The following is a 12,632-nucleotide window of genomic DNA, read 5'->3' on the forward strand; positions in this document are numbered from 1 at the left end:
CTGCTGTGCATTCCTTTAGGTACGCCCTTTCTGCGTATAAGCCAAAAGAATGTTATAATGGAGAGACTATAAGGAAATGAGGAGGAATTGCATGGCTACTGCGCGCGAAATGAATTTGGTCAATAAGGATCTTTTGGTTGAGGAATTGGGCCTCAAGCAATTCGGCAACTCGAATGTATTTTACAATGAGGACTTTTTTGTCCTTTCTCCGTCTGTGCAACGTTACGAAAAAGGCTTTGATGTAAGTGAATACAATCTCTCGAAATATGACCCAGAGAAACACCAAGGATTTGTCATCGTCCGTTATATGGATACGTTCCTAATGGCGAAACTTGAAAGCTTCACTGACAAGATGATGCCTCCTGAACTGCAATTGAAGAAAAAGAACGTGAAGCCGCATTGGAAATTTACGGTTGTCGAAAACCCGGCCTATCATCTCGTGAATACCCAAAACAAAGAATTGCGCTATCGCCTGCAGGAACCTACCCGCAAACAAATTCTTGCGTATTTCAATAAGCTTTAACGTCCAGCCCGCATGTTTCATGCGGGCTTTTTCACACCCTTTTTGCCGCTCCCACTTATTTGCCAATGAGTGATAGAATGGATAGCAGAAGCTTTGACGAAATGGAAGTGATTGCCTTCATGGAAAAACGCACATACACGGTACGCGACCGTGAATTCTGGAAAATCATTGCGAGCCTGCTATTGGCTTCGTTATTTATTTTTGCCAATATTTACTCCGTACAGCCTTTGCTGCCGGTATTCGTCTCGGAATTCGGAGTGTCGGTCTCGACTTCCAGCTTGTCTCTTTCCCTGACGATCATCGGATTGATTGCGGGGCTGGTCATTCTCGGCTTCTTTTCTGACCGCAACGGGCGGCGCTCCTATATCATCTGGTCGCTGCTCGGCTCTGCCATCCCGTTTTTCATCCTGCCGTTTGTCGAATCGTTCACGGTATTTCTTGTGCTGCGCTTGATCCAAGGCTTTGCGCTTGCCGGGGTTCCAGCTGCAGCACTCGCCTACATCAGCGAGGAAATCGACCGCAAAAACATCGCCTATGCCACCGCTTTATACATATCGAGCAATGCACTCGGAGGCATGCTCGGTCGCGTTTTGACTGGATTTCTCACAGATGCGTTTTCCTGGCAATTGACGTTTTTCGCATTCGGCGTGACCGGCATCGCTTTGTTTATCGCCGTCTTTTTGCTATTGCCGCCTTCCCATCATTTTGAACCGAGCGAACTGAGCTTTTCAAAAGATATCGAGGGCTTCCTGTTCCATTTGAAAAATCCCGCGCTGCTCGTTGTGTTTGGCCTCGGCGCGATTCTCCAAATTGCTTTCACCGGCGTCTGGACCTATTTGCCGTTCCACCTCGAAGCACCGCCATTTTCCATGTCGCTGCAGGCGATCTCCTATCTGTTCTTCGCCTACGGCATCGGGGTCATCGGCTCGCCGCTTGCCGGGCGCGCTGCTGAAGCATTCGGCTTGAGGCGCGTGCGCATTATCGGCGTGTTCATTTTTTCAGCTGGCGTGTTGATGACGCTTGGGCCTGAACTATGGATGGTAGCAGTCGGTTTATGCGTGACCTGCCTCGGGTTTTTCACAGCCCATTCACTGACCGCTGCTTCTGTCGGCCAGCAGGCTACGCATCATAAAGGCAGCGCATCGAGTCTATATCTTGTATCGTATTATATTGGCGTGGCGGCTGGGAGCTCATTGCTCAGCCCCGTTTGGACACGCTTCGGCTGGAACGTGCTGATCATTCTTTGCGCAGCGATGCCAGCGATTTATGTAATGATCGTTACTTGGTACAGAAAAAGAGCCGCCTCAATTGCATGAGGCGGCTCTTTTAGTTTATTCCAGGAACTGTGCCGGGGTGCTCAATAAATCGATGCCCCAGACGAGCGGCAGGAAGTAGTAGACAGCGAGGCCGACAAAAACAATCCCGAAAACGTTCAGGATAAAGCCGGCACGGGCCATATCGATGATTTTCAAATAACCTGAACCGAAGACCACAGCATTCGGCGGTGTCGCAACCGGCAGCATGAATGCACAGGACGCTGTCACAGCAGCCGTCACCATCAATGCATACGGATGGATGCCGAGCGCGACTGCCAACGAAGCCATGATCGGGAACATCATCGAAGCTGTCGCGGTATTGGATGTGATTTCTGTTAAGAACAACACGAATGCCGCAACGACAAGCACAATAATCAAGACATTGATTCCTTGCAGGCCGATCAACTGGCCGCCTACCCATTCGGAAAGGCCTGATTGAGTAAAGCCAGCGGCGATTGCCAAGCCGCCCCCAAATAGCAGCAGGATGCCCCATGGCAATTTAACGGCTGTTGCCCAGTCCAGCAAATTGTCGCCTCTGCGGTTTTTCGAAGGGATGGCGAACAAGATCAAGGCAGCAATCAACCCAACCATCGCGTCGTTCAAGCCAGGCAAAAATTCCACCAGCAAAAACGAGCGGGTGATCCATGAAAATGCTGCCAAGAGGAAGATCGCGAACACGATCTTTTCCTCGTAGGAAGCCTTACCCAGCTCTGCCTTCTGTTCTTTAATGACTGCGCTGCCTCCAGGCAACTCTTTTAGTTTTAAAGGATGCGCCACTTTCACCAGATAGAACCAAGCCACAAAGATAAAAATCCACGCTACTGGCACGCCGAACAGCATCCACTCGGCAAACGTGATTTCAATGCCGTAGATTTCATTGACAGCGCCGGCAAGCAATGTATTCGGCGGCGTCCCGATCAAGGTCGCGATTCCGCCAAGCGAGGCGGAATAGGCGATGCCGAGCATGAGCGCTTTGCCAAATCCGAAGTTTTCTCGTGACGTGTCGATCGAGTCGTCATGTTTCAACGCTTCCGACACTTGGTAAATGATGGCCAGCCCGATCGGCACCATCATCATGGCGGTAGCGGTATTGGAAATCCACATCGATAAGAACCCGGTCGCCACCATGAACCCCAGGATGATCCGCTCGGTGTTCGTCCCGATCAATGAAATGATAGTTAAGGCAATGCGTTTATGCAGATTCCATTTTTCCATCGTCAAAGCGATCATGAAGCCGCCCATGAACAGGAAAATCGTGTCGTTGCCATAAGCGGAAGTGGTCGCCCCAACGTCCAATCCCCCCGTTAAGGGAAAGAGCACAATCGGCAACAGCGACGTAGCTGGAATCGGGATCGCCTCGGTAATCCACCAAGTCGCGATCCAGATGGTGCTGGCAAGAATCGCCTTCGCTTCCGGCGTCAGCCCTTCCGGATTCAAGAACAGCATCGTCAAGATGAACAGTAAAGGGCCAAGGATCAGCCCGATCAGCTGCGGCGTATTATAGCTTTTCTTCTTGAAGCGTTCATCATATGTACCTGCGTCTTCTGCACGATCGCGGTCGTCCCCTGGTGAAGTCGAGCCGGGCTTTGCGAAAAAGCGCAGCATGTCTTTTGCCTGGTCATGCTTTTCCCACATCCAGTTCCAAGTTGCTGAAACCATACTATCCCTCCAAATTTTAAAGAATTGTTTAATTATTCCACCTGTTTTAGTGTATCCGTTTTCATTTTTCAGGACAAGGGCTGGATTGCTATCTATTTAGGGAACTAGATCTCTGTTTTTGAACACGTCCTCATGCTCCCTAGTTTTTTCACTGTCCCCCATGCTGCCACTAACCCGTTTTTAGCCATTAAAAAAGAAGCTGCTGGTTGATTCCCCGCAGCTTCTTTTTATGTCATTATTTACTTTCTGATTCGCCGATTGGATTTCGTTCATCGCCGACACCGGTATTGCTGTGGGCGCCTTCTTTTCTCATTTTCTGTCCGTCTTCCCGTGATTCACGGTCGATTCCTTCGAACTCTTCACGTTTTTTTCGGTCCGTATTCCTCGATGGGTTGGCATCTTTGGAAAATTCGTCTCTAGGCATTCTGCTTCCTCCTCTTGGACTGCTTTCCCCTCCTATTCCCTAAGAACACCGCTTAAAACGTATTAGGAAAAGTTGAACAAGTTGTAGCCAAAATAAACCGATAGGACCGATAAGGCAGCGAACACCAGGTGTTCGGCAAAGCTGCCCGTTGATGTCGTAAGCGGCAAGCGCACCGTCACGCGCAGCGGAAACAATAGCTTGACGCCTCGTTTCGTCGCCATGTCCAATACGATGTGGCTGATCATGCCAACCAATACACCCATTGCCAACGCTTCATTTGGCAACACTGCCTGAAACAGCGCCGTCATGAGTATCAGGAACAAAAGGCTATGGGTGAAAGTCCGATGTCCAAACAAAGTACTGATCAGTTTCGATAAGATTGGCAGGCTCCTGCCGATTTTGCTCGAGCCGTGGCAAATATCCGGAATCAACGCCCCTGCCACTCCGCCAATCAATAAAATGGCAGGCTCGTAATGGGAAACTTGCGCAAATGCCAGACTTGCTGCGATGCCGCCCGTGATGTGTGTTTTTCCTGTCATAGCTGGTTGCGCTCCTTTTCCGGTTGAATCACTCTATAATTTCTATTATACCGTTTTTCGGTTATGCTGAAGACATCGAAATTAGCAAAAAGGAGTCGTTTTTCATGGGAATTCATCGTTTTTTCACCTCATTAAATGATTTGGAGCGAATCATCCGGGCACCAGGCCGTTTCAAGTTTGAAGAGCATAACGTCGCCGCGCATTCGTGGAAAGTCAGCCAGTATGCGATGTTCTTTGCGACAATTGAAGAGCGCGAAGGCCGCCCTGTCGACTGGAAATCGCTCTATGAACGGACCATCAACCATGACTTTGCCGAAGTGTTTATCGGGGATATCAAAACCCCCGTGAAATATGCATCCCCTGAACTCAAGGAAATTCTTGCGAGAGTTGAAGAGGGGATGATGGAGAAATTCATCCTGAAAGAAATTCCGGAAGAATTCCAAGAAGTCTTTTTCGACCGCATGAAAGAAGGCAAGGACGAGTCGCTCGAAGGCCGGCTATTGGAATTCGCCGATAAGCTCGACCAATTCTACGAAGCGTTTGCAGAACTGAAGCGTGGCAATACCGATAAGGAATTCCTGAAAATGTACCGGATTGCGCTCAGCAAGATCCTCGATCTTCCGCTTACCGCAAGCGTCGATTATTTCCGCGATGTTATACTCGATGACATCATGACAGAAGACACGGCAATTGATATCCGCAAAATCACAAAGCGTGTGCTCGAAGCCCATTGATTGCTTTGTTGGGCATGACGGGCTGACTTATGATAAATTAGAATAAACTAACTCGGAGGTGAATCCCTTATTTAAGGGAATTTATTGGACCCCATACTTTTACTGAATTTAGCTCTTCTCGTCTTACTCATTGCATTAACCGCATTTTTTGTCGGTACGGAATTTGCTGTCGTCAAAGTCCGCATGTCACGCATCGAACAGCTGATCGAGGAAGGCAATAAACAAGCCGTCACCGTGAAAAAAGTTGTCAGCGACTTGGATTATTATTTATCCGCCTGCCAGCTTGGCATCACGGTAACCGCTCTCGGCCTTGGATGGCTCGGGGAGCCGACTGTCGAAACGCTTCTCCACCCGCTATTCGACTTGCTCGGCGTCCCTTCAGCCGTGTCGACGATTATCTCGTTCGCTCTCGCCTTTGCACTGGTGACATTTTTGCACGTCGTCATCGGCGAATTGGCGCCAAAATCGCTGGCGTTGCAATTTGCAGAACGCATGACTTTGTCGCTGGCCCCTGCACTTTATATCTTCGGGAAAATCATGTATCCATTCATTTTCGTCTTGAATGGCTCTGCCCGTTTGCTGCTCCGCATGTTCGGCGTAGAGCCTGCGGGCGAACAGCAAGCTCACTCTGAGGAAGAACTGAAGATCATCATGGCGCAGAGTTTCCAGAGCGGTGAAATCAACCAGACGGAGCTTTCCTATATGCAGAATATCTTTGCATTCGATGAGCGCAGCGCCAAGGATGTCATGATCCCGCGTACACAGATGGTTGCTTTTCCGGATGATTTATCCACTGAGGAATTGCTAGCTGAACTTCGGGAACATCGCTTTACGCGTTACCCGATTGCCCGCGACGGCGATAAAGACGATTTGATCGGCTTCATCAATGCCAAGGAAGTGCTGACTTATTATGCGATCAACAGCAATGTGCAAATGACAGAACTCATTCATGACCTGCCGTATTTCCACGAGACGACGCCGCTGCAGATGGCGCTCGTGAAAATGCAGAAAGACCGTACCCATATCGCATTAGTCATCGACGAGTACGGCGGTACGTCCGGGCTGATCACGATGGAAGACATCCTTGAAGAAATCGTCGGGGAAATCCGGGATGAGTTTGATGAAGAAGAGGAAGCTGAAATCGTGAAAGAAAGCGACACCCGTTATGTAGTGAATGGCCGCGTCCTGTTGAAAGACCTGGAAGAGCGATTCAGCCTGAAATTCGCAGACAGCGACGAAATCGATACCCTTGCCGGTTGGATGCAGCATCAGCTCATCGAAGCCGAAGCTGGGGATTCATTCGAAAAGGGCGGCTACCAGTGGGAAATCGTCGCGATGGAAAACCATCACATACTTAAAATCGCTTTCGAGAAACTTGAAGAACCGGAAATCAACGCATAAACAGGGCTGCCTATAGGCGGTCTTTTTTTTTTAGAAAAGAAGTAATTGACCATTCTCCATTATTTCTTTACGATAAGAACAAATGTTCTTATTTTTTAGAAAGGAGAGATGAAGATGAAAAAGAATCAGCATTTGACGGTAAAAGGAGACGTCTTGGACAGAGGGCAATTGAAATGGGGGGCGCTGATGCTGCCGGAACATGTCCGGATGCTCAGGGAATGGCGGGCCGATGAGCCTTCCATGCATAAGCCCCGGCTCGATGAAGAAGAACTCGGTTTATTGCAGGAGGAAATCGGCATTGCCCACCAGCGCCAATGCGTGGCGGAACTCCGCTATTGGGACAATGGGCTCGCAGCCGTGTCCGGAACCATCAAGTCAGTCGACTTGCCCAGCCAAATCGTAGAAGTCCTATACGGAACTGAAACTATCCGAATCCCTTTTGATGATCTTGTCGGCATTCGCACGATTGATTAAAACGGCTTGTAGAGGCGCAAAAGTGGATAATTTCCTTTTTTAAGGTTTTTTCTTGGCGGCATCGGGCATATACTTAATAACTTTACAAAAAAAAATGGAGGTATAAAGTTATGAGCAAAGTGACGTCCTATGCCAAAGAACTTGGCCAAGAATTCAAAAAAGACCATGCGACGACACTTGCGGCAGCCCAAGCTTATTATTATCTACTGGCAATTGTCCCATTATTGATTTTGCTGCTGGCGATCTTGCCGTATTTGCAGATCGACCCGCAGCGGGCTGTCGATTTTATCGGCACGATCCTGCCAGGTGAAGTCGCTAGTACATTCGAAGATACCATCGTCAGTGTCGTGACGACACCATCCGGCGGCCTGCTGACTTTCGGTATCCTCGGTACGCTTTGGTCCGCGTCGAACGCAATGACTGCATTTATGGAAGCGACCAACCAAGCCTATGACGTGGAAGAGACCCGTTCTTTCTTCGTGAAGAAAGGCTTGGCGATCATCTTGACGCTGTTCATGCTGATTGCTGTTATCGTTGCACTTGTCTTGCCGATCTTCGGTGGCACAATCATCGATATGATCAATCAGTTCCTGAATCTGCCCCAACAAACGGAAATCATTTTCCAAGTGCTTCGTTGGGTCATTTCAATCGTTGTTATGAGCCTAGTGCTGGCAATGCTCTACAAATTTGCGCCGAACAAGCATTTCCCGTTCAAGGAAGTCATCATCGGTGCCGTTATCGCTACAGTCTTGTGGCAGCTTGTCTCCCTCGGCTTCTCGTTCTATGTATCGAATTTCGGAAGCTATTCCGCCACTTACGGCAGTCTCGGTGGCTTGATCGTCTTGATTCTTTGGTTCTTCCTGACAGGTTTGATCCTGGTTGTCGGAGCTGAAATCAATGCCATCTTGCACCGTCATAAACACGCCAAAAGCGACTCGGAAGAAAGTAAATTGCAAATGGCCGAATCTGGTGAAACAGAGTCATCCATGAATAAGTATTAACGCAAAAAAGCCATCCGCTGACTCATTAGCGGATGGCTTTTTTTATGTTCTGCTCCGTTCTTCCCCAATACCGGGACGATGCGCCAGGAAATTCCGAAATGCAAACCCTTCTACTTGGGTTTCCGAATAGCGTTTTTGCAAAGCCTCGATTAAATTCGGGTAAGCCGCAGCATTTTCAAGCCTCGTGACATGATCGAAAATCCCATCAAAATCCGATCCTAGGCCGATATGACGTTCTCCGCCGAGTGCACAAAGATGGTCGATATGGCGCAGCAAATCCTCAATCGCCGCCTGCTGGCTTCCCGGGTTGATGAACTCCGGACAGAATACGACATCGATCAAGCCATTGCCCGAGAACATCGCCTGTATTTGCCGATCATCCAAATTGCGTGGATGATCGCACAACTCCCGCACATTGGAATGGCTCGCAATCGGATACTTGGCGAGTTCCATCACTTCCCAAAATCCTGCAAGCGACAGATGGGACACGTCCGTAAACACACAGTGATCATTATTCAGCTGCACTACTTGCTTGCCGAGCAGTGTCAACCCGCCGCCTCTCGGTTCCCCGACGCCGTCTGCGCAGAGATTGGCGAAATTCCATGTCAGCCCGAGCGACAGCACGCCGAGCCTGTAGAGATGCCGCAGTTTCGCAAGGTCGTTTCCAAAAGCATCTGCCCCTTCGAGCGCGAGCACTGCACCGATTTCATCCGGGCCGAGTGTGTCGATGTCTTCCCAACGGCGGATATGTTTCATGAGCGGCTGACTGACCACCTCGCTGTAGAACAAATCGATCTGCTCTAATGTATGCTGCCATTTTTCATTGTCCGGCAATTCAGGGTGCACGAACACCGCAAAAAACTGGACTTTGACGCCGCCTTGTTGCAAACGTAGGAAATTAGTGTCGAGTTCTTCCGCATTGAAAAAATTGACAGGCTTTCCTCGAAACAATTCGTTGCGCTTCGCCACCTGCAGCTTCAGTAGCGCATCGCAATGCGTATCAATGATCTGCACTCACTCATCCCCTTCTTCTGTACAGGCGCTGACAAAGCCTTCAAAAATGCGCAAAGACGCTGCGTCGCCTGCACGCGCCATATTTTCCGGATGCCATTGCAGCCCAAGCGCGAAACCATGCTCTTTGCTTTCAATCGCCTCTATGACGCCGTCGCTTGCGATGCCAGACACGAGATAATGTTCAGGCACATGGCGGTTCGACTGGTGGTGGCGGCTATTGACCTTGAGCTTCAGAGAATCCGTCAGCCGGTGCAAAAGCGAACCTTCCGCAACCTCGACAAAATGCGAGCCATGCTCTTTCGGCGCACGCTGCTGATGCTGCAGCAGGTTGCCCGCCAATTGAGACGGTGTATCCTGATACATGTCCCCTCCGGCTGCGATATTCAAAATCTGGGCGCCTCGGCAAATCGCCAGCACCGGCTTATTTTTCTCCAGCACTTTTTCCAATAGCTCCAGCTCGAAGCGATCGCGTGAGGGAATGATGACGCCAAGCCCCGGATGCGGCTCTTCGCCGAATAATGTCGGTTCAATATCCCAGCCGCCCGCAAGGAACAATCCGTCGATGTGCTCAGCGAGTTCTTCCAGTTCCGCCTGTCCTTCAATATGTGGAAGCATGATCGGCAAGCCGCCCGCTCGCACAATCGCTTCTGTGTCCGCAAGCTCTACATTGTATTCATCTTTCCCCAATTCCTTTGACGCGGTAATGCCGATGATTGGTCTCATTTCCATCACTCCTAAGTTGTTTGAATACTTGATATATTCACCATACAGAAGTTTTTTCAGGATGGAAAGAACAATCCAATCTTTCCCATCAAAAAGAAACAGCCCGCAAAAGACACGAAGCCTTCCGCCGCTGTTTCTGTCAAAACTGATTGTTTATCGTCCTTCGAAGCTCTCCCTTATCATTCGGCTTGATATCCGGCAATCGCTTCGGCAATCGAGTTTTCGATCGGCGTGACATTCGCCAAATCATTGTTCAGGATGATCGCGAAGACCAGCCGTTCGCCGTCTTGTGTCGTTGCATAGCCGGCCAGAGAAGAAACCGAGGACAAGCTGCCGGTTTTAGCCTGGACATTGCCTTCCGCCGCCGTGCCTTTCATGCGGTTGCGCAAGGTGCCGCCGACCAAGCGTTCCGAAGCCCCTGCTACCGGCAAGGATTCAAAGAACGTATCAAACCATGTTTCATTCTGAGCACCGGCTAGTAACTGCGAAATCTCATTTGCCGGAATCAAATTGACGTGGGACATTCCGGAAGCATCGCGCAGATGGATGGTGTCGACATTGACGCCAAGCTTGCCAGCAGTTTCCTCCATCACGGCGAGGCCCGCTTCCCAGCTGCCTTCCCCGTTCACCACGCGGCCCATTTGTTTCGCCAATGCTTCGCCGTGGCCATTATTGCTCAGTTTCATGAACGGGATTGATAGTTCCGCAAGCGTCATCGATTGATGCTCTAGCAATATGCGGCTATCCTGCGGCGTAACGCCCATCACCGTTTCAGAGTTCCCGATCAGCTCGACGCCTTCCTTATCGAGTGCCTTTTCGAACAAGCTGAGTGCATATCCAGACGGTTCATCGACTGCAATCCATTCACGCGTCCGGCTTCCCTGTTCCGGGATATTGCCTTCCACGATGATTTCATTCGTTCCGTGATCTCTCGTGATGCTCAGCGTTTTCGGTTCGCCAGCTGCCACTGTTTGGGCGTTATTGGTGATCGTCACATAATCCGTTTCCGGTGACAAGCTGACCCGTACCTCATCTCCCGCCGCCTCTCCGGCGTTCGCTTCCACGATGATCGACCCGGCGTCGTAATCTTTATTCGGTGAGGCGGTCAATGCGGATACTTGGGCTCCGACATAATACACTTCATTTTTCCATGTCATGTCTTCAGACAAACGTTCATCATCGAACCAGCTATCGTCGCCGATCAAGTCGCCTTTCACTTTATGTATACCTTGTGCTTTTAATTCTTTTGCAAAGCGCTCGAAATCCTCCTCGAGCAATGTCGGGTCGCCTTTGCCTTTCAAATAAAGATTGCCTTGCAGCACTTTGCCTTTCAATTCCCCGTCGGTATGCAGTTCTGTCGAGAATCGGTGATCTTCCCCTAAAGTTTCAAGAGCCGCCGCCAGGGTAAACAGCTTCATATTGGATGCCGGCTTCAGCCGGGTGTTGCCAAAATGATCGTATATTTTTTCCCCGCTATCCGCTTTTCGAATGCTGACGCCTGCTAGGGCGCCGTCCAAGCTTTCATCTTGCAGAATATCATTCACTTGTGCAGTTAACGCTGCATAGTCACCGTTTGCTCCTGCCATCTCGCTATCACTTCCCATCTGCAGCGGGGATGCCGCCAAAGCCCCTGCCAGCACAAGCAATCCCGCCGCTCTCCATCGATTCAATTTCGCCATTTTATTTCCTCCTCCAAGTGGTTTACAAAAAATGTACCACATCGGAAGTAAGAATTTTCTGATACCTGAATAATCAGAACTAATGGCTTACTACTATTTTATATTAATAGTAAAAAAATCCAAATAAAATCTATATTTTTATTCACTTCATTTTCGCTAGGTTCTTTCAGCCTAGCTGCATTAAAAAACCGCATCGGCAAATTGCCGATGCGGTTTCTTCATTACTCTTGGATCAATTCCAATTCTACTGGAATCGATGCTTCCACTTCTTCGCCATCCAAGTGCTGGATGGCTGTTTCGACAGCCATTTCCCCGATCATTTCCGGTTTTTGGGCAATCGTTCCGGCAAGACGGCCTTCTTCAACTGCTGCAACAGCGTCATCTGTCGCATCGAATCCGACCACTGTAACGTCTTTACCTGAAGCTTCGATCGCTTCAAGTGCGCCAAGCGCCATTTCGTCGTTGTGTGCAAACACTCCAGTTACATCAGGGTTTGCTTGCAAGATGTTTTCCATGACCGACAAACCTTCTGCACGGTTGAAATTCGCCGTTTGTTTGGCAACGACATCCATGCTGTCCGCTGCAATATTATTGAAGCCTTCTCCGCGTTCACGTGCTGCAGAAGATCCTGGAACGCCTTCCAATTCTGCTACTTTCGCGCCATCGCCTACCAATGATAATAAATGTTCAGCTGCCATTTCACCGCCAGCTACGTTATCCGAAGCGATGTGGGAAACGACTTCGCCGCTTTCCGCGCTGCGGTCTACAGTGATAACCGGGATTTCTGCATTGTTGGCAGAAGCGACTGCTGAAGCAACTGCTTCAGAATCGACAGGGTTGATCAGAATCATATCTACCCCTTGCTGGATTAAATCTTCTACATCACTTGCCTGCTTCGATGCGTCGTCTTGTGCATCCACTACAGAAAGAGTTGCGCCAAGTTCAGAAGCTTTGGCTTCCGCCCCTTCACTCAATGTCACGAAGAACGGGTTGTTCAATGTCGAGATCGAGAAACCGACTGTGTAATCGCCGCTCGCTTCTTCTCCGCCTGTTGTTTCTTCTGAATCCGAACCTGGTGCTTCCATGGAACATGCGGCCAAAACCATCATTGCCAAAAGGACGAACATCAATAGCATTTTCTTCAT

Annotated in this window: 13 protein-coding genes; 6 read left to right on the plus strand and 7 right to left on the minus strand. The window is 49.6% G+C overall.

Going from position 1 to position 12,632, the window contains the following annotated elements; translation table 11 throughout:
• Positions 1 to 91: 91 nt before the first annotated feature.
• Both AUC31_RS12780 and AUC31_RS12785 read left to right on the plus strand, forming a co-directional pair.
• A complete protein-coding gene (locus AUC31_RS12780) occupies positions 92 to 523 on the plus strand; it encodes a hypothetical protein (RefSeq protein WP_058382819.1) in 432 nt (143 codons plus the stop codon).
• 119 nt (positions 524 to 642) lie between these two features.
• Positions 643 to 1,839 carry an MFS transporter gene (locus AUC31_RS12785; RefSeq protein ID WP_058383786.1) on the plus strand — a complete coding sequence of 399 codons (1,197 nt, stop codon included), beginning with the start codon at positions 643 to 645 and terminating at the stop codon, positions 1,837 to 1,839.
• A gap of 15 nt (positions 1,840 to 1,854) precedes the next feature.
• Here AUC31_RS12785 and AUC31_RS12790 read toward each other — a convergent pair whose 3' ends face one another.
• From AUC31_RS12790 to AUC31_RS12800, 3 genes are all read right to left on the minus strand, one after another.
• Positions 1,855 to 3,498: an SLC13 family permease gene (locus AUC31_RS12790; RefSeq protein WP_058382818.1), complete on the minus strand. Its 1,644-nt coding sequence runs from the start codon at positions 3,496 to 3,498 to the stop codon at positions 1,855 to 1,857.
• 235 nt (positions 3,499 to 3,733) lie between these two features.
• Positions 3,734 to 3,922, minus strand: a complete 189-nt coding sequence (locus AUC31_RS12795; RefSeq protein ID WP_058382817.1) for a hypothetical protein — start codon at positions 3,920 to 3,922, stop codon at positions 3,734 to 3,736.
• A 62-nt stretch (positions 3,923 to 3,984) separates the two neighbouring features.
• Complete coding sequence (locus AUC31_RS12800; RefSeq protein WP_058382816.1) at positions 3,985 to 4,461, minus strand: metal-dependent hydrolase; 477 nt, start codon at positions 4,459 to 4,461, stop codon at positions 3,985 to 3,987.
• A 104-nt stretch (positions 4,462 to 4,565) separates the two neighbouring features.
• Between AUC31_RS12800 and AUC31_RS12805 the strand changes: the two genes are divergently transcribed.
• From AUC31_RS12805 to AUC31_RS12820, 4 genes are all read left to right on the plus strand, one after another.
• Entirely contained in the window at positions 4,566 to 5,195 is a 630-nt protein-coding gene (locus AUC31_RS12805) for a YfbR-like 5'-deoxynucleotidase (protein WP_058382815.1), read from the plus strand.
• 84 nt (positions 5,196 to 5,279) lie between these two features.
• The gene (locus AUC31_RS12810; RefSeq protein WP_058382814.1) at positions 5,280 to 6,596 is read left to right on the plus strand and encodes a hemolysin family protein; all 1,317 of its coding nucleotides are present in this window, start codon (positions 5,280 to 5,282) and stop codon (positions 6,594 to 6,596) included.
• 114 nt (positions 6,597 to 6,710) lie between these two features.
• On the plus strand, positions 6,711 to 7,070 hold the full coding sequence (locus AUC31_RS12815; protein ID WP_058382813.1) for a YolD-like family protein: 360 nt from the start codon (positions 6,711 to 6,713) through the stop codon (positions 7,068 to 7,070).
• Between the two features lie 110 nt (positions 7,071 to 7,180).
• Complete coding sequence (locus AUC31_RS12820) at positions 7,181 to 8,071, plus strand: YihY/virulence factor BrkB family protein (protein ID WP_058382812.1); 891 nt, start codon at positions 7,181 to 7,183, stop codon at positions 8,069 to 8,071.
• A 42-nt stretch (positions 8,072 to 8,113) separates the two neighbouring features.
• On the opposite strand, the gene AUC31_RS12825 is transcribed toward AUC31_RS12820, so the two are convergent.
• The 4 genes from AUC31_RS12825 to rbsB all read right to left on the minus strand — a co-directional run bounded on the left by AUC31_RS12825 (position 8,114) and on the right by rbsB (position 12,632).
• Positions 8,114 to 9,085: a dipeptidase gene (locus tag AUC31_RS12825; RefSeq protein ID WP_058382811.1), complete on the minus strand. Its 972-nt coding sequence runs from the start codon at positions 9,083 to 9,085 to the stop codon at positions 8,114 to 8,116.
• Positions 9,086 to 9,808 (minus strand): gamma-glutamyl-gamma-aminobutyrate hydrolase family protein, encoded by a 723-nt coding sequence (locus tag AUC31_RS12830; RefSeq protein WP_058382810.1) that lies wholly within the window; start codon positions 9,806 to 9,808, stop codon positions 9,086 to 9,088.
• Between the two features lie 179 nt (positions 9,809 to 9,987).
• Complete coding sequence (gene dacB / locus AUC31_RS12835) at positions 9,988 to 11,487, minus strand: D-alanyl-D-alanine carboxypeptidase/D-alanyl-D-alanine endopeptidase (RefSeq protein ID WP_058382809.1); 1,500 nt, start codon at positions 11,485 to 11,487, stop codon at positions 9,988 to 9,990.
• A 221-nt stretch (positions 11,488 to 11,708) separates the two neighbouring features.
• Complete coding sequence (gene rbsB, locus AUC31_RS12840) at positions 11,709 to 12,632, minus strand: ribose ABC transporter substrate-binding protein RbsB (RefSeq protein ID WP_058382808.1); 924 nt, start codon at positions 12,630 to 12,632, stop codon at positions 11,709 to 11,711.

Origin of the sequence: Planococcus rifietoensis (genome assembly GCF_001465795.2) — a bacterium.
Classification (GTDB): Bacteria; Bacillota; Bacilli; order Bacillales_A; family Planococcaceae; genus Planococcus; species Planococcus rifietoensis.